We start from the raw sequence: 24,274 nt of genomic DNA on the forward strand, positions 1-24,274 counted from the left end.
CGTCCGCTGCTTGCGTCCGCTGCGCGGCGCGTTTGATGTGCCGTGTGCTCGCTCGTTCCTCGCTTGGACGCACGCTACGCACATCAAACGCGACGCTTCGCTCGCGGTTTGTGCACCCCCGCAGGCTGATGCAGCTAGCGGACTCGGAGTTCTTCAGCGTTGGTGACTGCCCGTAGTTCTTCGTAGTTGATGGAGAACATTGAATTGTGGTCTCCGGCTCCGGCCCAGAGGACAGGGTGTTCTTGAAGCGAGCTGTCCAGGATGGTGCGCAGTTTCTCTGGGTGGCCCACTGGCGCCACTCCGCCTACTTCCTGGCCGGTATGCACCAGCACGAATTCCGGCGTGGCGCGGCGGATCTTTCCTGTGCCCAACTGTGCTGCAACCAATGCTGTATCAACCTTGGCCGCTCCGCTGGCCAGGATCAGCAATGGTTGGCCGTCCAGCTCAAAGATCAGGCTGTTGGTGATCGCCGCGACATCGCAACCGAGCGCGGAGGCGGCGTCTGCCGCCGTCGGGACCTTGTCCTCAAAGATCCGGACAGTGTCCTCGACTCCGGCGGAAATCAGGGCTGACTTTACGTTGAGTACGGGATCCGGAATCATTCAGTAGCCTTGGGCATCCAGGATCGCGTCTTCCTCTTCTTCGGACGTAGCGCGCTTGTTCTTCCGGGCCGCAGGAATGCGCTTCCTGGGCGTTCCCCCTGCGGCGATGATCTGTTCGTCCTCTTCCTCTTCGGCGTCGATGGCCGCGTTGCGGGCCTGTTGCCGCGCTGCATACCCGAAGCCGATAAACATCAGGACGCCGAAGGCAAACCACTGCAGGGAGTAGGACAGGTGCGTCCCCTCCTCGGTTGCGGGTTTGGGGAATGGAGTGGGCATGGGCTGGACGGCCGGATCTTCACTGGCCAGTTGGCCGTAGGCTCCGGTGGCGATGGGGTAGGGGAGTTCTTCGGCGAAACTTGCCAGGTCGATGGAGGCCAATTGCCCGTCCACCGCTCCACGGTCCAACTTGGGTTCAGCAGGCTTGAGCCGTGCTACCACGGTGACCTCACCCGTCGGTGGGGCCGGCACAACATCGGGACGACCCGGAGTATTGTTGCCAATCGGCAGCCACCCCCGGTCGATGACCACCGCTTCGCCGGTGGTCAGCCGGAAGGGAACCACGACGTCGTAACCTGGCTGGCCGTTCAGCGGACGGTTCCTGACAACGCGCTGGCCTTCGAGGTCGTAGCTGCCCCGCAACTGAACCCGGGTCCATTCACGCTCAGGATCCAAGGCGTTGAACTGGTCCTTGATTTCCGTGTAGGGGATTGGGGTGGCCGAGTAGTTGGTCACCACACGATTGATTTCGGCCAGTGTCTCGGCGCGGCGATCCATCTGCCAGCGGCCGAGGAAAACACAGGCCGTAGCAAATATGACGGCCAGGACAAAGTACCCCAGCCACTTGCTGGAGAAGAGGAAGCGGTACATTCAGTTGGCCTCGTTCACTGCAGCGTCGCCGGCTGTAAAAGGAAGTGTTTCTTTCCAGAGTCCACGGGTGGTCAGGTATTCCTCCAACCACTCGCGATGGTCGGTGCAGGATAGCCAGACCTTACGCCGTTCCGGTGTGTGGATGCGGGGGTTGTTCCACAGCAGCTGCCACCGGGCTTCCGATCGGCAACCCTTCCGGGAACACACCGCCGGAGCCATGGCACGCCCGGAGCCTTGGCCGGCCGAATTGTCGCCGCCAAGATTGAAGATGTTCATGAAGCCGCCCGTTCGTCACCGGGGTGCCCGGTTTCGCTTACAGGACCCGTCGCGGGGCCACCTTGATTGCTTGTTGGTTCGTCATCCACCAGCTCACCCTGAAGCACCGTGGGTCCCTCCGAAAGCTCTTCTTCCGGCTCGGCGGAACGCTCTATCTCGGGGACCGCCACATAGTCCAGCAATGATTCACTGTGGTCTTCCGCTTTGTCGTTGCCATTGGCAATGACCACTGCGATCCAGGGGAGGAACACGGCACCCGCGATCGCAATGATCTTGAACCAGCCGTCCACCACGAAGATCAGGACAATACAGACCATGCGGATACCCATGGCCACCGCGTATTTGATCATGCGCTCACGCATGTCCTCGGAGTGGGCGGCGGCGGCATCGGTGATGCTGTGGACTTCGGGGTCGCTGGAAAATGTGCCCGGTTCCCCGGGCACTTGCTGCAGGGGACTGTTTTCTGGTGTCACCACTGAATCATCACGCTCCAAAGGCCTCTTTCAATTCTCTCACCAAGGCGGTAACGGCCCAAACCGCGCAGGGCGGCGGTTACCCACGGGTTGGGATGGGCGGCGGATAAGATCAAAACAGCAAAATCCCCCTTCAATGCGGCACGCCCCTGCCGCGGAACCTGGAGCCAAAAGCATGTCTGAAGCAGTCACAACCGGCCGCAGCGTCTTGATAACCGGTGGTAACCGCGGCATTGGCCTGGCCATTGCCGAATCCTTCCTCGCCAACGGCGACAAGGTGGCCGTGACCTATCGAAGTGAAACAAAGCTGCCTGAAGGCATCCTGGGCGTACAAGCCGATGTCACGGACGAGGCCTCCGTTGATGCTGCGTTCAAGATCGTCGAAGAGGCACACGGACCCGTTGAAGTACTGGTGGCCAATGCAGGCATCACCAAGGACACGCTTCTGCTGCGCATGCGCGAAGAGGACTTCACCTCGGTCCTGGACACCAACCTGACCGGTGCATTCCGGGTGATCAAGCGGGCGTCCAAGGGAATGATCCGGCTGCGCAAGGGTCGTGTGGTTCTCATTTCGTCTGTCTCCGGCCTCTACGGCGCACCCGGTCAGATCAACTATTCAGCGTCCAAGGCCGGCATGGTGGGCATTGCGCGTTCCTTGACCCGCGAGCTCGGCAGCCGCGGCATCACCGCCAACGTCGTGGCACCCGGCTTCATCAACACTGACATGACGGCAGAACTGCCCGAAGACATCCAAAAGTCCTATTTGGCCAATGTGCCGGCAGGCCGTTTCGCCGAGGCTTCCGAGGTGGCCGACGTAGTGCGCTGGGTTGCCAGCGATGAAGCCGCTTACATCTCGGGCGCAGTGATCCCTGTCGATGGTGGCCTGGGCATGGGCCACTAGCGACCAGGCAACTAGCTCGAACCTCAGTTTTTGTCCGGGGCCCACAAGCGATTTCATCCTCGCCGCTGGCATGATGGAAGGCGAGGCCACGGAATTTTGGATGAAGTGAACAAAGGAGCATGAATGGGAACGCTGGATAACAAGACCGCCATTGTCACGGGATCTTCCCGCGGTATTGGCGCCGAAGTTGCCAAGATCCTCGCAGGCGAGGGTGCCGCCGTCGTCGTAAATTACCGGCAAAAGGCTCCCCGCGCCAACAAGGTTGTAGCCGGCATCCAGGAAGCAGGCGGCCGTGCGGCCGCGGTGGGGGCAGACCTCACCACCGATGAAGGCGTGCACGCCCTTGCCAGCAAGGCCATGGAGGAGTTTGGATCCCTTGATGTCCTGGTACTGAACGCATCAGGCGGCATGGAATCAGGCATGGAAGAGGGATACGCCCTCAAGCTGAACCGTGACGCCCAGGTCAACATGCTCAACGCAGCCGTTCCGCTCATGCCCGAGGGTTCGCGCGTGGTCTTCGTTACCAGCCACCAGGCACATTTTGTGGAAACTGTTCCCACCATGCCTGAATACGAGCCCGTCGCGAAGAGCAAGCGCGCGGGCGAAGACGCATTGCGGGAACTCATTCCCCACCTCGCCGACAAGGGCATCTCGCTGGTGGTAGTTTCCGGTGACATGATCGAGGGAACCGTGACCGCAACGTTGCTGGACCGCTCAAACCCGGGAGCCATCGAAGCGCGCCGTGCCGAAGCCGGCAAGCTGTACTCTGTTGAGGAATTCGCGGCTGAAGTCGCCAAGATGGTGACTGCCGACGTCGAAACCGGCCACACCGAATATGTTGGCGGGGCCGACTACTTCGGGAAGACCTCGGAGTAGCGAGCACTTTCAAAGCGGTGGCCCGGGACTTTTGTCCCGGGCCACCGCCTTTTAACCGCGGACCAACCCTCCGCAAGTGACAGTTTGATAAAACATCACGGTTTTCGCGTCACGAATTGGAAGAACTTGTTTTGCTAATTCTGCTTTGCATTAAAGGATTCCTTCTGGTTGACTCTCCAAGGCAGCCTCGCACGTAGTTGTCAGCACGTTGCATAATCCACAATGAGCGGGTTTATGCATGCATTAGGAGCTTCTTTGGATCTGTTATTACATGCTGATGATATTCACGCGTCCTACGATCAACGTCGCATCCTCAAAGGTGTTGGACTTTCATTGCATCGCGGCGAGATCCTGGGGCTGATTGGAACCAACGGCGCCGGCAAGACCACCCTGATGGGCGTTCTGGCGGGTTCCCTCAAGCATGACCAGGGGCGGATCACTCTTGCCGGAGAGAAGTACGTGCCGGATTCCGTCGCAGAGGCACAAGCGTGCGGCGTGGGGCTGATCCCGCAAAACTTCCACATGGACCCGGAATTGACCATCACGGAGGCCATCTTTCGCGGGACCTTCCAGTCGGGCCGACCACACATGGAACTTCGTGATCAAGCAGCCAAGCTGATCCGGGATATCGGCATCACCATGGACCCTGACGCAAAAGTCGGAACACTGATTCGAGCAGAGCAAGCTTTGGTGGAAGTCCTTCGCATGGTAGCGGAGGAGGCCCAACTGGTAATCATGGACGAAGTAGCCGCGTCTCTTCCGGACCACGACGTCGCGGTCTTGCATCAGGTTCTGAGGATGCTGACCAGGCAGGGGCGCGCGATCATCTACATCACCCATCGCCTTGACGAAGTCCGCTCGATCGCCCACCGCATCGCAGTCCTGCGCGACGGCAAGGTCCACAAGATCGTAGAAGCCAGCAATACCGACGTCGACGAACTTGCCTTCCTGTTGCTCCAGCAGGAACTGGAGCGGATTGCCCGGCCGACCGGTCCGGCGACCGGCGAAGAGGCCTTGCGGATCTCCAATCTCAGCGTGCAGAAAAACGTCCGTGACGTGAGTTTCAACGTGGTCAAGGGAGAAATCTTCGGCCTTGTGGGAACCCATAGATCCGGCGTCTATCAGCTGATAGAAGCGCTGGCAGGTATCCACCCCTGCACCTCAGGAAAGATCTACCTGAACGGAAACCACGTCCAGATCAGCGGGATCCAGGATGCACAGCGGCTGAAGATCGGCTACTCCGCGGATGCGGCTGAGGCCTTCGCGTCGGAGGCCAGCATCGCAGACGGACTTCATCAGGGCACCGCAGCGGGCACTGTCAGTCTCCAGGATGAAATCACCCACCTCCGGGGCGTCGCTGACGTGGTGCATCGCATGCGCATCAACACCACCAACATCCAAGGTGCCCTCACCACGCTTTCCGGCGGTGACCGGCAGAAAGTGGAGCTGGCCCGATGGATTTCCACTGATTGCGATGTCCTGATTCTCAGCCATCCCAGCCGCGGGATCGATATTGGGGCCAAGGAAATTGTGTACAAGATGCTGACCCAGCTCAGCCAAACCGGCGTCGCCATCATTCTTTTGTCCTCGGACCTCTCTGAGATGGTCAACTGGTGCCACCGGATTGGTGTCATGCGGGACGGGGAACTTGTCACCATTGAGGCCAACGCCAACACCAATGAGGATGTTCTGGTGCACCATATGCTGGGCGTCAAGTTCGAATCCGGCGGCAGTGAGGCACGCCGAGTGAAAGTCTGAGCAGTCGGCAGGACAGACCAAAAGGGCGGCCGCGATATATTCGCGGCCGCCCTTCACGGTTATGACCTGGAGATCAGATGGCAACAGCCTTGGCGATGTTGTTGAGCTTGTGACGCGCCAGCGCGAGGTTGGCGTAGGTCCGGTCCAACACCAGATAGACGAAGAGCCCCTTGGATCCTGCCGAGTTCAGGACGTTGATCAGGTGGTACTGGGTGTCCAGTGTGATGAGGACGTCTTCAATGTTGCTGTCCAAGCCAAGGTCGGCCATGGTGCGGAGCTTGGAGCTGACAACATTGGAGTTTCCAGCCGCAGCGACTCCCAGGTCGAAGCCGGGGTTGCCGCCCTGGGCCAGGGCCATTCCGCTGGTGTAATCAACAATGGCTGCGCCCGTGGCACCTTCAATGGACAGCAGTTGCTTCGTAGCCTCGTCAAGTGAGCTCATAATCAGTTCTTCCTGTTCTGTTGTGTCACCGCTGGCAGCCATGAAATACACCGAGGGAATTTCCGGGTAGGAGGTTGTCCCGGGGCCTGCATCCCATTGATTGGGAGCCATCCCCGTTGCCACCGCATCAGGGTGCCGCTCCCGGATGATCTCGTGGAGAGGTGTTGCAGTGGATTCAAATCCTTCGCTGCGTTTCCACCATTTCCACGTACGCTCCGAACGGTTCACTTACTGACCCTGCACTTCCATCATTCAGGACTGCCGCATGTTCTACGGGTTTCTTTGTTGAGTTTTTAACTCTACACAGCAAATACCCGCACAGCAGTAAGAACGCACAATTATCGAACAACTATCAGCAGTGAATGTCCCTATAATGACGATTTGATAAATAGTCCGAATAACAGCGTCACGAAATTCAAATTGTTGTTTCGCAATAGGGATCGCCGGAAGTAACCAGCATCGGGACGGGTCTTGGTGGGCACCACAAAGTCACCCACAACAGCATGCGGGTGTGTCGGCAGATCAGCGCCGGCGCGGGGGATAGCCGGAGTCAGACGTTGGCGATATGCCGGACAGCGTCGAGGTAAGGCATGTTGATGGCAGCGTCTGCTGCAGCGCGAACAGCAGGCTTGGCATTGAACGCGATACCGATTCCTGCCGCGCTGAGCATGTCCAGATCATTCGCGCCATCACCCACCGCGATGGTGTGCTCAAGGCTGATGCCCTCAGCGGCGGCCCACTCGCGCAGGTACTTCTCCTTGGCTGCCCGGTCGATGACAGCGCCGAGTACCTTGCCGGTCAACACGCCGTCGACGATTTCAAGCTCGTTGGCGATCCAGTGGTCCAGCCCAAGTTCCTCGGCAATGGGACGAAGGATCTGGTTGAAGCCGCCGGACACCACCGCCACAACGTGCCCTGCTTCCTTGAAGGCGGCCACGAGTTCTGCAGCGCCAAGGCTGAGGCGCACCTCCTGGCGGACAAGTTCGACGACCTCCACGGGCAGCCCGGCAAGCACGGCTACGCGGGCATGGAGGCTCTGGGCGAAGTCCAACTCGCCCCGCATGGCGGCCTCGGTCACGGCTGCGACTTCCTCGCGCTTGCCGGCGTGGGCCGCCAGCAGTTCAATGACTTCCTGCTGGATCAGGGTCGAATCCACATCCATGATGAGGAGCTTCCGGGGCGCCAGACGCAGGTCTTCGGGAACTATGGCTGTATCAATACCTGCACTGGCCGCAGCAGCAACGTGGCGCCGAACGCTTTCAAGATCCGCCGACGTCTCCGTACCTGTAGCGAGACCGGCGGTCATGACACTGAAGCGGTGGTCGCCTGCTTGTGATTCCGATGACACTGCGACGCCGGCGTCAGCCAGTACCTTCCGAAGGTTCACCAGGGATTCGGGGGACAGATGCACGCCATAGCTGACCGCAGCCAAGTTCGAAGTCATGGCCTCAATCCTACTGAGCGCAACACTTCCACCCGAATTCGTTTCGGACGGCACCAGTGCGAAGTGACCGGTTATCAGTCATATGGATTTTTGTCCTAGTGTCTACTGCTATGAGTGATGTTCTGGAATTGGCTTCCGTCAGCGTTGTCCGAGGCAAGAAAACCCTGCTGGACAAGGTTGACTGGCAGGTCAACGAAGGGGAGCGCTGGGTCATCCTGGGTCCAAACGGCGCCGGCAAGACCACCCTTCTCCAAATTGCTGCAGCCCGCCTCCACCCCAGCAGCGGGAGGGCAGGGATCCTTGATGAAGTTTTGGGTCGCGTGGACGTCTTCGAACTTCGTCCCCGCATCGGACTCTCCTCGGCGGCGCTTGCCACCCAGATTCCAGAGCATGAGAACGTCCTGAACGTGGTGGTCACCGCTGCCTACGGTGTGACCGGGCGCTGGCGCGAAGGTTACGAGCGCGACGACGAGCGACGTGCCTTTGGCCTGCTGAACGACTGGGGGATGGGTCCGCTCCTGAACCGGACCTTCGCCACCCTGTCCGAAGGGGAGCGCAAGCGTGTGCAGATTGCCCGCGCCCTCATGACCGACCCCGAACTTTTGCTTTTGGACGAACCGGCTGCGGGACTGGATTTGGGCGGCAGGGAGGAACTGGTCCACAAGCTCGGCGAACTCGCCAGCGACGAAGCGGCTCCCGCGATGGTCCTGGTCACCCACCACCTTGAAGAAGTGCCGCCCGGATTCACCCATGCCATGCTTCTGCGCGAAGGTAGAGTTGTGGCTGCCGGCCCCATCAAGGAAGTCCTCACCGACGAACACCTCAGCAACACCTTCGGCCTGCCCCTTGATGTTTCAGAAAACAGTGGCCGCTACACGGCCACTGCCCGCCGCTAGGCCGGGTCCATAGTCGACAATGGAAATCCTTAGCAGCATCCTGGTCTTTTTCGCCGGCTTGTGGGCCGGCACCATCAACGCGGTGGTTGGTTCCGGCACCCTGGTCACTTTTCCTGTGCTCATAGCCATCGGCATCACCCCAGTAGTTGCGTCCATGAGCAACGCCATGGGGCTGGTGGCAGGCACAGCGGCGGGAGCCTGGGGGTATCGCCGCGAGCTGGCCGGCCGGGGACGGCAGCTGATGAAGCTGCTGCCTGCCTCGCTGCTGGGCGGCATTACCGGTGCGTGGCTTCTGTTGCACTTGCCGGAGAAGGTCTTCCACTACGTTGCGCCCGTCCTGCTGGTCATGGCCCTCCTTATGGTCCTGTTCCAGCCCAAGCTGCAGTCCTGGGTCCGCAGCCGGGAACAAAACCCGGAACATGCCATCCGGGATCGCAGCCACGGAATCCTCTTGGTTGTGCTCGTCTATCTTGCCGGCGTCTACGGTGGCTACTTCGTGGCGGCACAGGGGATTTTGCTGGTAGGCATCCTTGGCGTGTTCCTCAGCGGAACAATGCAAAATGCCAACGCCATGAAGAATATCCTGGTGCTCGGCGTAAACATGGTGGCAGCAATCTCCTACCTGATCTTCGCCTTCGACCGCATTGAATGGTTGGTTGTTCTCCTCATTGCCGTCAGCTCCACGATCGGCGGGTTGGTGGGATCAAAAGTGGGCCGGAAGTTGTCCCCGCGCGTCCTCCGCGCCGTGATCTTCACCCTTGGCATCGTGGCCCTCGGCTTCATGATCGCCAACCTGCTGAAATAATCGCCCGGTGACTTTCCATTACCTTGAGTCCGCACATGATCCACGCGTGACCGACTACACCACGCTTACCGACGTCCACCTCCGCAAGCTGCGTGAGCCCGAAGAGGGCATGTACATCGCAGAATCGTCCAGGGTCCTGCGCAGGGCGCTGGCCGCCGGACACCAGCCCCGCTCCTTTTTCCTGGCGGAGAAATGGCTGGAAGACCTCGACGACGTCTTCCAGGACTATCCCGACGTTCCCGTGTTCATCGGCAAGGCATCCCTGTTGGAAGAGATCACAGGTTTCCACCTGCACCGCGGAGCAATGGCGGCTATGCAGCGCCCGGCCCCTGTCCCGCTGGAGGTGCTGCTGGCCAATGCGCAACGTGTTGCCGTGCTTGAGGACATTGTTGACCACACCAATGTGGGGGCAATCTTCCGCTCCGCCGCAGCATTGGGCGTGGACGCCGTCCTTGTCTCCCCGCGATGCGGGGATCCCTTGTACAGGCGCAGTGTCCGGGTCAGCATGGGCACGGTGTTCCAGGTTCCCTGGGCCAGGCTCGAAAGCTGGCCGGATGACCTGGTCCGACTCAAGGAGCAAGGCTTCAAGGTAGCGGCAATGGAGTTGACCGAGGACGCGTTGGACCTGGACGATCTTGCCGCAAGGCAGTACCCCAAACTGGCCTTGGTGCTCGGCACGGAGGGTCCCGGCATGAGCCAAGACACGTTGGCCGCAGCTGACCTCGCAGTCAAGATTCCGATGCGCGCGGGCGTTGACTCACTCAATGTCGCTGCCGCCTCGGCTGTGGCCTTCTGGGAACTCCGTCCCCGGGACTGACAGCGGTTAGTTCGGCGGGCGGGTTTCCGCTATGATTGGTTGTTGGCCCGGCTGCTGGATTATTCGTCCTGCAACAACCGGACCACCTCCATTCATACCTGGCAGCTGGCAAAATCCAGTTGCGTGAACAAAAGGTCCCATTATGAAGTCTGATATCCACCCGAAGTACGAAGCTGTTGTTTTCAACGACCTGGCTTCCGGTACGCAGTTCCTGACCAAGTCCACCGTGTCTTCCTCGAAGACCATTGAGTGGGAAGACGGAAACACCTACCCGGTTATCGACGTCGAAATCTCTTCGGAGTCCCACCCGTTCTACACGGGCAAGCAGCGCATCATGGACTCCGCTGGCCGCGTCGAGCGCTTCAACGCCCGCTTCAAGGGCTTCGGCGGCAAGAAGTAACCCACTTCACCCCAAGGCTTTCAAGGCCCGCATTGCCGGATTTTTCGGCAATGCGGGCCTTTGCTTTTTCCGGCAAGATGGACAGCATGACTTCCCAGCCCACACCTGAAACACCGAACAACGACGCCGACACCCACCGTCACGGCGAATACAAAGTCCCCGGCGGCAAACTCGTGGTGGTGGATCTGGATGTAGTGGGTGGAAAGTTCACCAACGTCTCCCTCAGCGGCGACTTCTTCCTGGAACCGGACGAGGCCCTCCAGGACATCAACACGGCACTCACCGCCCTGAGGGAAGATTCAACGGCGGCGGACATCGCTGCGGCGGTCTCCGCAGGGCTGCCACGGGATGCCGTACTGTTCGGATTCTCCGCCGAAGCCGTGGCTATCACCGTCCGGCGGGCGCTGTCCAAAGCCACCAGCTGGGCCGACCACCAATGGGAAGTCATCCCGCCGTCCGTCCTGCCCACCGAGGTAAACGTCGCACTTGATGAGGTCCTCACCGAGGAAATAGGTGCGGGGCTGCGCAATCCCACGCTGCGCTTCTGGGATTGGGAAGAGCCGTCAGTGGTGATTGGCAGCTTCCAGTCAGTGCGTAATGAAGTGGACCCGGAAGGGGTTTCCCGACACGGCATCAAGGTGGTCCGACGCATCAGCGGCGGCGGCGCCATGTTCATGGAAGCAGGCAACTGCATCACCTACTCGCTCTACCTGCCACAGACGTTGGTGGACGGCATCAGTTTTGCCGATTCCTACGCGTTCCTGGATGCCTGGGTGATGGCAGCCTTGGAGAAATTGGGGATCTCCGCCTTCTACGTTCCCCTCAACGACATCGCCACCGATCAAGGCAAGATCGGGGGCGCAGCACAAAAGCGCCTCGCCAACGGGGGCATGCTTCACCATGTCACCATGAGCTACGACATCGACGCAGACAAGATGGTGGACGTCCTGCGTATCGGCAAGGAAAAGCTCTCCGACAAGGGCACACGCAGCGCCAAGAAGCGTGTTGATCCGTTGCGACGCCAAACAGGGCTGGCCCGGGCAGCCATCCTTGGGGCAATGCAGGAAGTCTTCATGGAACGCTATGGTGCCGTGGAGTCCCGCCTCACCGAGGGAGAGCTCGATGAGGCGGGTAAACGCGTGGAGGCGAAGTTCGGTACCGACGAGTGGTTGAACAGGGTTCCCTAGCCCCCGCCGGGAACTAGCCCTTGGCAGCTTGTGCCGTCAGGGCCCGTGCCAAGTGGCTTCGCTGCTCGATCACTAGTCGGCGGAGTGCCCGGGGAGCGTCAGCGTGGTCGGTCAACCAACTGTCAGTGCGGACCAGAACCGGGTGCTCGGACGGCTGCATGCCTTCCGCCAGGTCCTGTGCCCCTGGGAACAGTCCGCGCACAATCCTGCCGGCTATCTCGATGCTGCGTTCCGCCCACACCCGTTCGAGGCATTCGAAATAGCGTTCAACATAGGGTTCCAGGAGGGACGCCGGGGCTGTCATCAAGCCGCTGATGGTTGCGCTGAGGATCTCGTTGGAAAGCCCTGTGCTGTTGACTGTGGAATCCCAGGCAGCTGCCTTGATTGAAGCATCGGGAATGGATGCCGACGCCAGGGCATGACCCTCGCTTCCGGAGGCGGTCTTGTCTGCCTGTAGTTCCCGGTCCAATTCGGCGCGGGACGCTTGGCCATGGGCTGCCAAGGCCTGCCAGAGGCTCCAACGTAGTTCGGCATCAACAGCCAATCCTTCAATGACGATGCTGCCGTCCAGGATTCCCCGGAGCAAGGGGAGTTCGCTGTCCCCGTGCCGGGATACGTCCGCGAGGGTCCTGGCCCAGGCCAGCTGATGGTCGGAACCGGGATCCGCGGCTTTCATCCTGTCAGCCACCACTGCCAGGAAGTCTTTTCGGACCCCTTCCCGGGCTCCCGCAGGGACATAACGTTCAATGGCGCCCGAAGCATTACCCAGCACGTTCAACAAGACCCCTATGCCGGTCTCCGCAGACGCAAACTGCTCTACGGCCGCCACATAGCGCACAGCGGGCGTCACTCCGTCACGGGCGGAGTCCCACAACGCGGTCCAGCAGAGGGCGCGGGCCATGGGATCGCTGATCTTGTCCAGCGAGGTCCGGACTGTATGTTCGGAGCGGGGGTCCAGACGGACCTTGGCATAGCTGAGGTCATCATCATTGATCAAAAGCAAGGCTGGACGTCGCTTGCCGTTCAACTCAGGCAGCAATGTGCTGGGGCCCGCCACGTCCACTTCGAGGCTTTCGGAGCGGACGAGCCTGCCGGCGGCATCAGCGTCATAGAGTCCCAGGCGCAGCCGGTGCGGGCGGAGTTCCTGATGGCCGGTTATGGGGTCCAGGGCATCCTGCCTAAGCGTGACGGCGCCAAGGACTCCGGCATCGTCCACGATCTCTGCGGAAAGGGTAGAGATACCGGAGGTCTGCAGCCATTGGCCGGCCCACTCGCCAAGATCCCTTCCGGACGCAGCACTGAGGACTTGGAGCAGATCCTTCAGGGAAGTATTTCCGAATTCGTGATCCCTGAAATACTGCCGGGAGCCGGCAATGAAGGCATCAAAGCCAACGTAGGCCACCAGCTGTTTAAGCACGGAAGCACCCTTGGCGTACGTAATCCCGTCAAAGTTCTGCTTGGCCGCTTCAAGGTCAGGAATGTCGGCCACAATGGGGTGCGTCGTGGGCAACTGGTCCTGGACGTACGCCCAGGCCTTGCGCTTGTTGGCGAAGTTGACCCATGCGGTGTCCCAATCGGTGGCACGGTCCACGCCAAGCGTCCCCATATAGTCCGCGAACGATTCCTTGAGCCAGAGGTCGTCCCACCAGTTCATGGTCACCAGATCGCCGAACCACATGTGCGCCATCTCGTGCATTAGTGTGTTGGCCCGGGCCTGGTATTGGGCATCAGTAGCACGGGAGGCATAGACATATTTCTCCGTGAACGTCACCAGCCCGGGATTTTCCATGGCTCCGAGGTTGTACTCGGGCACAAAGGCCTGATCGTATTTGCCCCACGGGTAGGGGTAGTCGAACAGATCGTTGAAGAAGGCCAGGCCGCTCTTGGTCAATCGGAACAGTTCGTCGGCGTCGAAGGATTCCGCCAAAGAGGCCCGGCAGAAGAGTGCCAGCGGCACCTCAAGCCGGGTGCCGTCGTCGAGCGTTGCTCCCCAGTGGTCCGTGGCCTTGAAGTAAGGTCCGGCGAGCACGGTGGTGATGTACGTGGACATCCGTTGGGTGGTGGCGAAGTCCCAGCGGGCGGCATCGCCGCTCTCCGGAGACCGCGATTCCTCCACCCCGTTGGACGCGACTTCCCAGCCTGCCGGGGCGATCACATGGAAAGTGAATTCGGCCTTGAGGTCCGGCTGTTCAAAGTTGGCGAAGACCCGTCGGCTGTCCGCGGGCTCGTACTGCGTGTAGAGGTAGCACTGGCCATCAGCGGGATCAACAAAGCGGTGCATGCCTTCACCGGAGCGGCTGTAGAGCGCTGTTCCGGTCACGGTCACGGTATTTTCCGCCGCCAGTCCTTCCAAGGTAATCCTGTGGCGGTCAACCACCGACCCGACGTCCAGCGGCTGGCCGTTGAGGATCACGGACTGGACGCCGCCATGGATGAAATCCAGGAACGTGGCGGAGCCCGGTGCGGCAGAAAAGGTGATGGTGCTGGTGCTCGGGTAACCGGGGACTGCGGGATCTTCCGCGTCGCGGACATCGAGCGTGACGTCGTAGCTGTGGGTGGTGATCAGGGCTGAACGGGTAGCGGCTTCATCGCGCGAGAGATTGTGATTCGACACACAGCTATCTAATCATGATCAAAGCGGCCCCCAGGCCCAGCGATGCGATGAGCAGCCACGAGCCCAAAGCTACCAGGACAGCGCGGCCGCCGGTGTGGATCAGGGTCCTGATGCGTACGGCCGAACCCAGTCCGAAGAGGGCAGTCGCCAGAAGGATGTCCTGTACCGCCGCGGCGATCTCCAGGGCCGCCGGCGGCGCCCAACCCAACGATCGAACAGCGACCATGGCGAGGAAACCCACCACGAAGAGGGGGACGATCGGAGGAAACCTGCCATCCCTGCTGCCCGACTCGTCCGCGACGCCGTTGGCGCGCTCACGAAGGTGGAGGATGCGTTGGTGCAGCCCCGCCGTTGCCGCTATCGGCGCCAGCAGGACAACCCTGGTCAATTTCACGACGACGGCGATCGCCAGCGCGGAGGTCCCCGCGGTTTGGGCGGTGGCCACCACCTGGCCGACATCGTGGACGGACGCACCGGTCCAGGCACCAAACTGTTCAGGAGACAGGCCCAGGGGGTGCATCAGCAGCGGCAGCGCGCCAATGGCCAACGTGCCGCAGAGGGTCACCAGAGCTACCGGCAGGACAGTATCCTGATGCCTGATGCGCCGTACTGCCGCCATGGCACCAATCGCCGAAGCACCGCAGATGGAAAATCCTGTGGCAATCAACAAAGCCGCCTCGCCGGGCAGGCGCAACAAGCGGGCAAGGCCATAGGTTCCCGCGAAACTCACCAGGACCACACCGGCGATCAGCAGCAGTGCCAGCCAGCCGAGTCCCAGGACATCGCCCATGCTGACTTTGAGTCCCAGCAGGACAATCCCGGCACGCATGAGGTGTTTCCCCGCGAAGTCCAGTCCGGGCCGGGCGCGCCCCGCGGTCAGGACCGCCGTGCCCGGTATATTTGCTGAGAGCAGGCCCAAAGCAACAGCGAGCGTCATGGCGGGAACCGCCGGAAGCACGGTGTGGATTGCGAAGGCAAGACCCGTAGCGGCGACGCTCAGGACCAACCCGGGCCCCAGCCGGGACAGCTGGGGCACAGGACTGTTGAAGGGCATGCCTCAACCCTGCCGGATGAAGGCAGGGAAAGGCGAACCGGGAGCATCCGGAAACCGCGACACAATCAGTGCGTAATGCGCTCGACTCAAAAAGGTGATTACCTGAATCCCATGTCTGACCTATTCCAGGATTACTCCGAGGCCGCAGCGCGCAGTGGTGCCTATGACGAGATGTTTGCCCAAGGCCACGTTGCCAGAAGATCCTATGGTCAGGTTTCCGGCGCCCTCAGGGAGCTGTCCCTGGCCGACGTGACCGCCCGGGCCGACTCCATGGCACGCACGTTCTTGGACCGTGGAGTCACGTTCGACTACGCGGGGGAGGAACGCCCCTTCCCGCTGGACATTGTGCCCCGCGTCATTCCTGCCGATGAGTGGAACGTCCTCGAACGTGGCGTAGCACAGCGGGTCAAAGCCTTGGAGGCTTTCCTCAATGACGTCTATGGACGGATGGCCGTAGTCACCGATGGCGTGATCCCTCGGCAACTCATCACCACCAGCGCGCACTTCCACCGTGCAGTCCACGGTTTCGAACCATCCGGTGGTGTCCGCGTCCATGTCTCAGGCATCGACGTCGTCCGTGACGCTGCCGGGACCTTCAGGGTGCTCGAGGACAACGTCCGGGTTCCCTCCGGCGTCAGCTACGTCCTGGAGAACCGAAGGGCCATGGCCAAGGGCCTGCCCGAGGCTTTCGGCCAGCAGCACATCCGCCCCGTGGAAGAGTATCCACGGCGGCTTCTTTCAGCACTTCGCAAGACTGCACCGGCGGGTGTGGACGATCCCACCGTGGTGGTCCTGACGCCGGGCGTTTTCAACAGCGCCTACTTTGAGCACACGCTCCTTGCCGGTCTCATGGGCGTTGAACTGGTGGAAGGCCGTGACCTCATTTGCCGCGGCAACCGTGTATACATGCGGACCACCGCGGGTGAACAGCGAGTGGACGTCATCTACAAGCGCATCGACGACGACTTCCTGGATCCCCTCCAGTTCCGTTCCGACTCCATGCTCGGATGCCCCGGGCTGGTCAACGCAGCACGCGCCGGGGGAGTGACGATAGCCAACGCTGTAGGCAACGGCGTAGCTGATGACAAGCTCGTGTACAGTTACGTCCCTGACCTGATCCGGTACTACCTTCACGAAGAGCCGATCATCGCCAACGTTGACACTTTCCGGCTTGAGGAAAAGGAAGCCAGGGAGCATGTGCTGGACCGCCTTGACGAACTGGTGGTGAAGCCGGTGGACGGCTCAGGCGGCAAGGGGTTGGTGATCGGACCTGATGCCACGAAGGACGAGCTTGAAGCCCTGCGTAAACGGGTCATCGCCGATCCCCGCGGGTGGATCGCCCAGCCGGTCCTGCAGCTGTCAACCGTGCCGACGCTCTCCGGGGACAAATTTGGTCCCCGCCACGTGGACCTGCGGCCCTTCGCAGTCAACGACGGCGACGACGTCTGGGTCCTGCCCGGCGGCCTCACCCGGGTGGCCCTGAAGGAAGGTTCCTTGATTGTGAACTCCAGCCAGGGCGGCGGTTCCAAGGACACCTGGGTCCTGGCCGACTCGCCGAAACTTCCCGCCGAGGTCATCCCACGCCAGTCGGTCACCGTCCGTGAACAGGTATCTGTGTGGCCCGTGGAAAGCAATTGGCGTGACCGCCAAACGGAGCAGCAACAGTGACCCCGCTCCACCACCACTTGAACTTCGACCTGCACCACTCGAAGGAGGCAGTTCCATGCTGAGCCGTATTGCTGAGTCTCTCTTTTGGATCGGACGCTACGTAGAACGCGCCGATGGCACGTCCAGGATCCTGGATGTGCACCTCGAACGACTCAACCACCTGCCCCTTGAAGAACAGCGGAGTGTGGCCCGGGAGCTCCTTGCCGTCATGGGTGCCAAACCCCAAAGCGAGGACTTTGGCCTGCCGGAACTCCTGCATGCCCTGGCCTACGACAAGCAGAGCGCGTCCTCCATTGCCGGATCCTTGGGTGCAGCACGCGAGAATGCGCGGCGTGCCCGGGAAACCGTCTCGCAGTCCCTCTGGGAAAGCCTCAACACCACTTATTACGGCCTCAACCAGCATCGCAAGGACGTGGTGGGAACTTACCGTTTCTGCAACTGGGTCCTGGAGCGGACAGCAATGGTCCGCGGTCTCGCGGACACCACCGTGAGCCATGACGAGAGCTGGTTGTTCATGGTGTTGGGCCGTTCCTTGGAACGCGCGGACATGACTGCCCGCATGCTCTCAACGCGCGACGTCCAGTCTGCGGGCATGTCGTGGGTCAACATGCTCCGGTGCGCCGGCGCCTATGAGTCGTTCATCCGCACGCGCAGGGCTGCCTTCGGCGACCAGCACGCCGCGGAGTTCCTGCTGCTGGACCGTTTGTTCCCGCGGTCCATCGTTTACGCCCTGCGCGATGCCGATGAATGCCTTGCGAAGCTGGACCCTTCAGCCCAGCGCGTGGGCTTCATCAATGATGCCCGGCGCATTGTTGGCCAGGCCCGGACGTTCCTCGAGTTCCACCGAACCGACGACCTCATGTCCGAGCTGCCCGAGCACATGGAACGTGTGCAGAAGGCCGTGACGCAGGCGTCCGACGCAATTTCCCGTAAGTACTTCAATCAGGCTGATGAGCACGCCTGGGTGGGAGAAGTTTCATGACCCGGCTGAGCATCGTCCACAAGACGGCGTACAAGTACAACCGCCGAGTGACGTTGTCCTACAACGAGGCCCGGATGACCCCCTTGACCGACGGCCAGCAGGTGGTCCTCGAGTCGTCCCTGAAAGTTTCACCCAACCAGGCCTCGGTCAGCACCTACCGCGATTACTGGGGCACCCGGGTGACGGCCTTCGATATGCAGATGCCGCACGAGAGCCTCGAAGTCCTCGCCACAGCCACTGTGGAAGTTCACCGCACCGAACGCGTGGCCGTGGAGGACGACATTGTTGGGTGGGACGTCATTGCTTCGGACAAGGTCCAGGACGAGTTCAGCGATTGGCTGCCCCAGTCCCGGCTCAGTGGACCGGGCGAGGAGGTTTTGGGCATTGTTCCTGGTGTTGTGGACGGAAAGAATCCCCATGAGGCTGCCTTGGCCGTTTTCGCCTGGATGGCCGGTGAGATGACCTATATGAAGGGCACCACCGGAGTAACCACTAATGCGGAGCAGGCGTGGTCGCAACGCCAGGGCGTCTGCCAGGACCTGGCACACCTGGCCATCGGGGCGCTGCGTTGCAGCGGCATCCCGGCCCGCTATGTTTCCGGGTACATCCATCCAAGGTCCTCGGCCGACATCGGCGAAACGGTTGCCGGCCAGTCACACGCGTGGCTGGAATGGTGGGACGGAGAATGGCGAAGCTGGGACCCCACCAACCACAAGCCGGCAGGTGATTACCACGTCACGGTGGCCCGCGGGCGTGACTACCGCGACGTTCCACCTTTGAAGGGCATCCTGTCCGGAGGGGGCGGTTCGGGTCTCGCCGTTTCGGTGGAGATCACCCGCCTCGCATAGCAGTTTTTGTTACAGATAAGGCCCTTAAGAGTGACTCTCTTAAGGGCCTTATCTGTACTCAAAGTCGTGCGATTATCACCAGGGCGAGGGCTTGTAGTCCTTCAGGAAGACACCGTACTGGTCCTCGCCTTTCTCGCCCATCACTATGGGGTCGTAGACACGCGCGGCGCCGTCCACCAGGTCCAAAGGAGCATGGAAGCCTTCTTCCATGAGCCTGACCTTGGTGTAGTGCGGACGTTCGTCGGTGATCCAGCCTGTATCCACGGCGGTCATGAGGATGCCGTCCGAATCCAGCATTTCCTGGGCGCTGGTGCGGGTCATCATGTTCAATGCGGCCTTGGCCATATTGGTGTGGGGGTGTCCGGGGCCCTTGTAGGCGCGGGAGAACTGTCCCTCCATGGCCGAGACGTTAACGATGTATTTCCTGTGCGCGGTGGACCGCTTCATGGCATCGCGCAGGCGGCTGACCAGCAGGAAGGGGGCCGTGACATTGCAGAGTTGGACCTCCAGCATCTCCAGGGGGTCCACTTCGTCCACCACCTGGGTCCAGCTGTTAATGGAGGCGAGGTCCGGAACCAGTCCGCCGGCGTCGATCGCTGTTCCCGACTCGATCCGTTCCAGCGAAGCCGAACCTGTGGAGAGTGCCAACGAGGTAATTGCATCCCCTGCCAGGACCGGGTGTTCGGTAACACTGCTGGCCAGGGCCAACGGGTGCTTGTCATGGGCATGGCCGAATGTGACCAACTCCGGACCACCGTTGGCGGCTTCCAAAGCTGCCGGCAAGGGCTCGTCCTCCGCGTCCACCAGGGGCTTGTAGGCATTGCCGGAACGGCGCACGGTCTGGGCTGCGTTATTGATGATGATGTCCAGCGGGCCGGCCTCGTTGAGGGAGTCCGTCAGAGCCATGACCTGCGCCGGGTCACGGAGGTCTATCCCGACGATCCGGAGACGGTGCAGCCACTCGCTGCTGTCTTCCATGGCAGCGAAGCGACGGGCAGCGTCCTTGGGGAAGCGGGTAGTGATGGTGGTGTGCGCGCCATCCCTGAGGAGGCGCAACGCAATGTACATGCCAATCTTGGCGCGTCCACCTGTCAGCAGGGCCCTGCGTCCTGTGAGATCGGTGCGGGCATCGCGCTTGCTGTGGCTGAACGCCGCACATTCCGGGCACAGCTGGTGATAGAAGGCATCAACCTGCGTGTAGTGCTTTTTGCAGATGTAGCAAGGACGGGAGCGGATCAGGTGCCCGGCAATTTCACCGGTAGCCGAGGGCGCCAGCTTGTTGCCGCGGGTTTCATCGTCAATACGGTCGGGAGCTGCAGTGGCCGTCAGGGCGAGGACGGCACGATCGGCCTCGGCGATGGAATCGCGCTTGGTGACACGGCGGTGGCGTTTGACGGCTTTGAACATCTTGCCGGTTGCACGACGGACTGCAACGTAGTCCGGGTGCTCCTCGTCATAGACGTGGATCGTGGTCAGAACCTTGAGGCAGGCCTGGATCTCTTCAGGCGTCAGATCGGTGGAGCTCATTGACCTGATTTTACAGCCTTGGGAGCCAGTGGCCTGCCTCGGGTTCTGTCGGCGTCAGCCGGGAGTCCGGCGCTTAGTGCGAGGCACCCTGCGCTGCGGCGTCCGCGACGCGTGACTGGATTCCCGCGGCTACCTTTTCGGCAGAATCGCGGATGTCCGGATCATCATGGGTAGCTGCCTTCACGGCCTCGGGCAGCCCTCGGCGGTGCTGCGCCGAAAGGGCAAGCTCTGCTTCACCGGGTTCGGGAACAACCTGGCCCTTCGCCAGCACGGTGATGCCGGATTCGGTGACCTTGTAACCCCGGGCCTTGTCCAGGGCCGGATCCAGGCCGATGGCGGCACCGGCAGGGACCTTGACGTTCTTGTCCAGGATTGCCCGTTTGATGACCGCGCCTTCACCAACGCGGACCTTGTCCATCAGCACGGAGTCCTGGACACGGCTGCCGGCCGCCACGTAGGCGTCGTTGGAGATCACGGAACCTTCAACGATTCCACCGGAGACCACCACACCGCTGGCAACAATGGAATCCAGGGCCGTACCCACCGTGTTGTTCTCACCACGGACGAACTTGGCAGGGGGCGAGATGCTCTGGCGGGTGTAGATGGGCCACTCGGAGTTATAGAGGTTGAAGATCGGCACGGGGGAGATGAGGTCCATGTGCGCGTCATAGAACGAATCGATGGTACCGACATCGCGCCAGTACGTCCGGTCCCGATCGGTGGCGCCCGGAATGTCGTTGAGCGTGAAGTCGTACACGCCGGCCTCACCTTGGTCCACGAAGTAGGGAATGATATCCCCGCCCATGTCGTGCTTGGTATCGAGTCTCTCCGCGTCCACATGCAGAGCTTCAACAAGGGCATCGGCATTGAAGACATAGTTGCCCATGGAGGCCAGGAACTGCGTGGGATCTGCCGCCAGCCCGGGGGTGCTGGCCGGCTTCTCCACAAACGCGGCAATCTTTTGGGGATCGTTCTGGTCTACTTCGATCACACCGAACTGGTTGGCCATGTTCAGCGGCTGCCGCACAGCAGCAACCGTCGCTTTCGCGCCACTGGCAATGTGCTGCTCCACCATTTGGGAGAAATCCATGCGGTACACGTGGTCAGCACCGACCACAACCACGATGTCCGGGGCGTCGTCGTGGATGAGGTTCAGCGATTGGTAGATCGCGTTGGCGCTACCAAGGAACCAACTCTTGCCCACGCGTTGCTGAGCGGGAACAGAGGCTACATAGCGGCCCAGCTGCGTGGACATACGCCAAGTCTCGGAGATGTGCCGGTCAAGGCTGTGCGATTTGTACTGCGTCAGTACCACAATTTTCAAATATCCCGAATTAACGAGATTGGATAGTGCAAAGTCAATTAACCTGTAGCCGCCGGCGAACGGAACCGCGGGTTTTGCCCGGTCCGCCGTCAGCGGCATCAGTCGATTGCCTTCTCCGCCTGCCAATACGATTGCCAGAACTTTCTTCAACGCCATGGTCACAGCTCCCCGTACGTCTTCGTATCCCCCAAAAGTCCGATTTTCCGGACTCTTTCACACTAGAACACATACGCCGGAACGACTACGTTGGTTAGCGTGCGAATAGACATTGTGACTAAAGAATTCCCTCCGGAAATTTACGGCGGTGCCGGTGTCCACGTTGCCGAGCTCAGCCGCGTGCTGGCAAAGCACGTCGACCTGCATGTACGGGCCTTCGGTGCGCCCCGGGATGCCGACTACCATGGGGCGTCCGTGGCGTCCTACGCCACGCCCGAGGACCTGGACGGGGCCAACGCCGCCCTCCAGACCCTGGGCGTGGACCTGAGGATAGTTCCGGATATTGCGGGAGCGGACCTTGTCCACTCGCACACCTGGTACGCGAACATGGCCGGTCACCTCGCGTCGCTGCTGCACGGCATTCCGCACGTGCTCAGCGCTCACAGCCTGGAGCCCCTGCGCCCGTGGAAGGCTGAACAGCTTGGCGGCGGCTACGCCCTCTCCTCCTGGGTGGAGAAGACCGCCTATGAGGCAGCCGCAGCGATCATCGCCGTCTCCGAGGGGATGCGCCAGGACATCCTTCGCAGCTACCCGGACGTGGATCCCGATAAAGTTCGCGTGGTCCATAACGGGATCGATGTTTCCCTCTGGGAACGCGATGAAGAAGATGATGCCATCCGTGCGCTGGGCATCGATCCCGCCAAGCCCAGCGTGGTCTTCGTAGGACGAAACACGCGCCAGAAGGGGGTGCCATACCTGCTTCGCGCAGCATCGAGCCTGCCGGACGACGTCCAAGTGGTGCTGTGCCTTGGCGCCGCGGACACTCCCGAGCTTGCAGCTGAAACTGCACGCCTCATCGAGGAACTGCAGTCCAAGCGCCAAGGGGTCATCCTCATCGAGCGGATGTTGCCCCGCAAGGAGCTCATCCAGGTGCTCAGCCATGCCACGGCTTTTGCCTGCCCTTCGATCTATGAGCCCCTCGGCATCGTCAATCTCGAGGCCATGGCATGCGGCGCGGCCGTGGTGGCCAGTGCCACGGGCGGCATTCCGGAGGTGGTCCAACACGGTGAAACCGGGCTGCTGGTCGAACTCGAGCAGGTCACCGATGGAACCGGAACACCCCTGGATCCGGAAAAGTTCGTCAGCGACTTTGCCGCGGCCCTGAACGAGGTAGTGGCCGATCCCGCCCGTGCCCGCGAAATGGGAATTGCCGGGCGTCGACGCGCAGAGGAGCACTTCTCGTGGGAATCCATCACGGAAACCACACTTGAGGTCTACCGGTCGGTCCTGCGCTAACCAACAGCGCTCCAACAGCAGGCCCAACGACGACGGCGCCGCACCCTTGGTGGGGACGGCGCCGTCGTCGTTTTTCAACAGTTCCGCAACTGTTCACCGCAAGGCAACAGGCTGCTGCTAACGGGCCTTGGAAGCCTTGAGGGCCAGGAGCGTCTTCTCATCGGCCGGAGCGCTGCCGCTGGCACGCTGCTCACGGAAGTGCTTGCGTGCAGCATCCTGCCGCTCAGCCTCGGCACCGGTTGCGATGGAGGCCCTCAAGTGCTCGGGACCATAGCCGAAGGCGTCCACAAGGTCCACGGCGTGAGGGCGGATCTTGACCAGGAGCCGGTTGATGTAGGTGCCCACGGTCCGGCCGCGCTGCATGGAGAGCCTGCCGTTCATCAGGTACCAGGAGAGATGCTTTTCAATCAGGGACAGGCCGAACAGATCGCGCAGCCAGGTCAGCACGCGTTTGGTTCCCTCGTCCGTGACCTGGTCCAGGCCCTCCGTGAAGGCTTCCCACTGCAGCAGTTCGGCGTGCGCCTGGGCTGCTTCGATGAGTTCGTGCTGGTGCTGGTTGAACAGTGCCGCGGCCTGGTGCTGGGGAAGCTTGTTGGCGCCTTTCAGGGCTGCACCTACCTCGGCAACCATGGACTGCACACGGTCCGCCAGCAGCGTCCGCTGGCCTTCCTCGTCCCGCAACGCCAAAGCGGCCTTCTGCACGGAGCCGGTATCTGCCACGAACTGCGCCACTTGGCGAAGGCCTGTGCGGTGAAGGGCCACACCGGCTGCCTGGTCCACCACGTAGCGTGCAAGGACACCAAAATCGGCGCTGCGGAATTCCTTGGCGTAATCGGCAAGGAGCCTCTTGGCCACCAACTGCAGCAGGACGGTGTTGTCACCCTCGAACGTGACATAGACATCAAGGTCCGCGCGCAGGGAAGCAAAGCGGTTCTCGATCAGGAAACCGGCGCCGCCGCAGGCTTCCCGGCATTCCTGCAGCGTGTCCAGGGCATGCCAGGTGCTCAAAGGCTTCAGGGCTGCGGCCAACGTTTCGAGGTCCTGGCGGTCGGCGTCGGTGT

Annotated in this window: 23 protein-coding genes; 12 read left to right on the top strand and 11 right to left on the bottom strand. The window is 61.3% G+C overall.

The genetic code is table 11. From position 1 onward, the window contains the following. Positions 1 to 134: 134 nt before the first annotated feature. From HP499_RS04630 to HP499_RS04645, 4 genes are read right to left on the bottom strand one after another with little or no spacing between them, the layout of a single operon-like run. Positions 135 to 602: a YbaK/EbsC family protein gene (locus HP499_RS04630; protein WP_172322752.1), complete on the bottom strand. Its 468-nt coding sequence runs from the start codon at positions 600 to 602 to the stop codon at positions 135 to 137. After that, on the bottom strand, positions 603 to 1,469 hold the full coding sequence (locus HP499_RS04635) for an SURF1 family protein (protein ID WP_172322753.1): 867 nt from the start codon (positions 1,467 to 1,469) through the stop codon (positions 603 to 605). It lies immediately after the preceding gene. Continuing rightward, entirely contained in the window at positions 1,470 to 1,745 is a 276-nt protein-coding gene (locus tag HP499_RS04640; RefSeq protein WP_172322754.1) for a hypothetical protein, read from the bottom strand. It lies immediately after the preceding gene. Continuing rightward, positions 1,742 to 2,239, bottom strand: a complete 498-nt coding sequence (locus HP499_RS04645) for a DUF3099 domain-containing protein (RefSeq protein ID WP_172322755.1) — start codon at positions 2,237 to 2,239, stop codon at positions 1,742 to 1,744. Before HP499_RS04645 ends, HP499_RS04640 begins: the two co-directional genes overlap by 4 nt. Before the next feature lie 154 nt (positions 2,240 to 2,393). Between HP499_RS04645 and HP499_RS04650 the strand changes: the two genes are divergently transcribed. From HP499_RS04650 to HP499_RS04660, 3 genes are all read left to right on the top strand, one after another. Next, on the top strand, positions 2,394 to 3,119 hold the full coding sequence (locus HP499_RS04650) for a beta-ketoacyl-ACP reductase (protein WP_172322756.1): 726 nt from the start codon (positions 2,394 to 2,396) through the stop codon (positions 3,117 to 3,119). Positions 3,120 to 3,242: 123 nt separating this feature from the next. Beyond that, positions 3,243 to 3,995: an SDR family oxidoreductase gene (locus tag HP499_RS04655; RefSeq protein WP_172322757.1), complete on the top strand. Its 753-nt coding sequence runs from the start codon at positions 3,243 to 3,245 to the stop codon at positions 3,993 to 3,995. Between the two features lie 255 nt (positions 3,996 to 4,250). After that, a complete protein-coding gene (locus tag HP499_RS04660; RefSeq protein ID WP_172322758.1) occupies positions 4,251 to 5,753 on the top strand; it encodes an ATP-binding cassette domain-containing protein in 1,503 nt (500 codons plus the stop codon). A gap of 73 nt (positions 5,754 to 5,826) precedes the next feature. On the opposite strand, the gene HP499_RS25040 is transcribed toward HP499_RS04660, so the two are convergent. Next, positions 5,827 to 6,423 carry a hypothetical protein gene (locus HP499_RS25040; RefSeq protein ID WP_253951401.1) on the bottom strand — a complete coding sequence of 199 codons (597 nt, stop codon included), beginning with the start codon at positions 6,421 to 6,423 and terminating at the stop codon, positions 5,827 to 5,829. A 322-nt stretch (positions 6,424 to 6,745) separates the two neighbouring features. Further along, positions 6,746 to 7,639, bottom strand: coding sequence for a phosphoserine phosphatase SerB (serB, locus tag HP499_RS04670; RefSeq protein ID WP_172322759.1), 894 nt, complete (start codon positions 7,637 to 7,639; stop codon positions 6,746 to 6,748). Between the two features lie 110 nt (positions 7,640 to 7,749). Here serB and HP499_RS04675 point away from each other — a divergent pair, with 110 nt between their 5' ends. The 5 genes from HP499_RS04675 to HP499_RS04695 all read left to right on the top strand — a co-directional run bounded on the left by HP499_RS04675 (position 7,750) and on the right by HP499_RS04695 (position 11,744). Then, a complete protein-coding gene (locus tag HP499_RS04675; RefSeq protein WP_172322760.1) occupies positions 7,750 to 8,535 on the top strand; it encodes an ABC transporter ATP-binding protein in 786 nt (261 codons plus the stop codon). Between the two features lie 19 nt (positions 8,536 to 8,554). Next, positions 8,555 to 9,340, top strand: a complete 786-nt coding sequence (locus tag HP499_RS04680; RefSeq protein ID WP_172322761.1) for a sulfite exporter TauE/SafE family protein — start codon at positions 8,555 to 8,557, stop codon at positions 9,338 to 9,340. A 7-nt stretch (positions 9,341 to 9,347) separates the two neighbouring features. After that, on the top strand, positions 9,348 to 10,157 hold the full coding sequence (locus tag HP499_RS04685) for an RNA methyltransferase (protein WP_172322762.1): 810 nt from the start codon (positions 9,348 to 9,350) through the stop codon (positions 10,155 to 10,157). Between the two features lie 142 nt (positions 10,158 to 10,299). Continuing rightward, on the top strand, positions 10,300 to 10,557 hold the full coding sequence (locus HP499_RS04690; RefSeq protein ID WP_017200906.1) for a type B 50S ribosomal protein L31: 258 nt from the start codon (positions 10,300 to 10,302) through the stop codon (positions 10,555 to 10,557). A gap of 86 nt (positions 10,558 to 10,643) precedes the next feature. Next, positions 10,644 to 11,744 carry a biotin/lipoate A/B protein ligase family protein gene (locus HP499_RS04695; protein WP_216659740.1) on the top strand — a complete coding sequence of 367 codons (1,101 nt, stop codon included), beginning with the start codon at positions 10,644 to 10,646 and terminating at the stop codon, positions 11,742 to 11,744. Positions 11,745 to 11,757: 13 nt separating this feature from the next. On the opposite strand, the gene pepN is transcribed toward HP499_RS04695, so the two are convergent. After that, positions 11,758 to 14,358, bottom strand: a complete 2,601-nt coding sequence (gene pepN, locus HP499_RS04700) for an aminopeptidase N (protein ID WP_172322764.1) — start codon at positions 14,356 to 14,358, stop codon at positions 11,758 to 11,760. 4 nt (positions 14,359 to 14,362) lie between these two features. Next, positions 14,363 to 15,412 carry a YeiH family protein gene (locus HP499_RS04705; protein ID WP_172322765.1) on the bottom strand — a complete coding sequence of 350 codons (1,050 nt, stop codon included), beginning with the start codon at positions 15,410 to 15,412 and terminating at the stop codon, positions 14,363 to 14,365. A 111-nt stretch (positions 15,413 to 15,523) separates the two neighbouring features. Here HP499_RS04705 and HP499_RS04710 point away from each other — a divergent pair, with 111 nt between their 5' ends. The 3 genes from HP499_RS04710 to HP499_RS04720 are packed head-to-tail and all read left to right on the top strand — an operon-like array spanning position 15,524 to position 18,910. Then, on the top strand, positions 15,524 to 17,080 hold the full coding sequence (locus HP499_RS04710) for a circularly permuted type 2 ATP-grasp protein (protein ID WP_172322766.1): 1,557 nt from the start codon (positions 15,524 to 15,526) through the stop codon (positions 17,078 to 17,080). A gap of 55 nt (positions 17,081 to 17,135) precedes the next feature. Further along, positions 17,136 to 18,062 (top strand): alpha-E domain-containing protein, encoded by a 927-nt coding sequence (locus HP499_RS04715; protein WP_026540668.1) that lies wholly within the window; start codon positions 17,136 to 17,138, stop codon positions 18,060 to 18,062. After that, the gene (locus HP499_RS04720) at positions 18,059 to 18,910 is read left to right on the top strand and encodes a transglutaminase family protein (RefSeq protein WP_172322767.1); all 852 of its coding nucleotides are present in this window, start codon (positions 18,059 to 18,061) and stop codon (positions 18,908 to 18,910) included. Before HP499_RS04715 ends, HP499_RS04720 begins: the two co-directional genes overlap by 4 nt. Before the next feature lie 75 nt (positions 18,911 to 18,985). On the opposite strand, the gene HP499_RS04725 is transcribed toward HP499_RS04720, so the two are convergent. Next, complete coding sequence (locus HP499_RS04725) at positions 18,986 to 20,437, bottom strand: SDR family NAD(P)-dependent oxidoreductase (RefSeq protein ID WP_172322768.1); 1,452 nt, start codon at positions 20,435 to 20,437, stop codon at positions 18,986 to 18,988. 73 nt (positions 20,438 to 20,510) lie between these two features. Further along, entirely contained in the window at positions 20,511 to 21,923 is a 1,413-nt protein-coding gene (glgC, locus tag HP499_RS04730; RefSeq protein WP_172322769.1) for a glucose-1-phosphate adenylyltransferase, read from the bottom strand. 93 nt (positions 21,924 to 22,016) lie between these two features. Between glgC and glgA the strand changes: the two genes are divergently transcribed. Further along, the gene (glgA, locus tag HP499_RS04735) at positions 22,017 to 23,213 is read left to right on the top strand and encodes a glycogen synthase (protein ID WP_309138336.1); all 1,197 of its coding nucleotides are present in this window, start codon (positions 22,017 to 22,019) and stop codon (positions 23,211 to 23,213) included. Positions 23,214 to 23,330: 117 nt separating this feature from the next. Here the strand turns inward: glgA and HP499_RS04740 are convergent. After that, positions 23,331 to 24,274, bottom strand: a 944-nt coding sequence (locus HP499_RS04740) for an acyl-CoA dehydrogenase (protein ID WP_256378412.1), incomplete at its 5' end; no start/stop codon positions are given.

The sequence above is a fragment of the Paenarthrobacter sp. CM16 genome (genome assembly GCF_013179505.1).
GTDB lineage: Bacteria > Actinomycetota > Actinomycetes > Actinomycetales > Micrococcaceae > Arthrobacter.

Coding starts and splice junctions, on each gene's coding strand:
- HP499_RS04640 (WP_172322754.1), bottom strand. CDS start 1,745: ATGAACATCTTCAATCTTGGCGGCGACAATTCGGCCGGCCAAGGCTCC.
- HP499_RS04695 (WP_216659740.1), top strand. CDS start 10,644: ATGACTTCCCAGCCCACACCTGAAACACCGAACAACGACGCCGACACC.
- HP499_RS04650 (WP_172322756.1), top strand. CDS start 2,394: ATGTCTGAAGCAGTCACAACCGGCCGCAGCGTCTTGATAACCGGTGGT.
- HP499_RS04710 (WP_172322766.1), top strand. CDS start 15,524: ATGTCTGACCTATTCCAGGATTACTCCGAGGCCGCAGCGCGCAGTGGT.
- HP499_RS04675 (WP_172322760.1), top strand. CDS start 7,750: ATGAGTGATGTTCTGGAATTGGCTTCCGTCAGCGTTGTCCGAGGCAAG.
- HP499_RS04655 (WP_172322757.1), top strand. CDS start 3,243: ATGGGAACGCTGGATAACAAGACCGCCATTGTCACGGGATCTTCCCGC.
- HP499_RS04680 (WP_172322761.1), top strand. CDS start 8,555: ATGGAAATCCTTAGCAGCATCCTGGTCTTTTTCGCCGGCTTGTGGGCC.
- HP499_RS04630 (WP_172322752.1), bottom strand. CDS start 602: ATGATTCCGGATCCCGTACTCAACGTAAAGTCAGCCCTGATTTCCGCC.
- HP499_RS04690 (WP_017200906.1), top strand. CDS start 10,300: ATGAAGTCTGATATCCACCCGAAGTACGAAGCTGTTGTTTTCAACGAC.
- HP499_RS04715 (WP_026540668.1), top strand. CDS start 17,136: ATGCTGAGCCGTATTGCTGAGTCTCTCTTTTGGATCGGACGCTACGTA.
- HP499_RS04635 (WP_172322753.1), bottom strand. CDS start 1,469: ATGTACCGCTTCCTCTTCTCCAGCAAGTGGCTGGGGTACTTTGTCCTG.
- serB (WP_172322759.1), bottom strand. CDS start 7,639: ATGACTTCGAACTTGGCTGCGGTCAGCTATGGCGTGCATCTGTCCCCC.
- HP499_RS04725 (WP_172322768.1), bottom strand. CDS start 20,437: ATGAGCTCCACCGATCTGACGCCTGAAGAGATCCAGGCCTGCCTCAAG.
- HP499_RS04720 (WP_172322767.1), top strand. CDS start 18,059: ATGACCCGGCTGAGCATCGTCCACAAGACGGCGTACAAGTACAACCGC.
- HP499_RS04705 (WP_172322765.1), bottom strand. CDS start 15,412: ATGCCCTTCAACAGTCCTGTGCCCCAGCTGTCCCGGCTGGGGCCCGGG.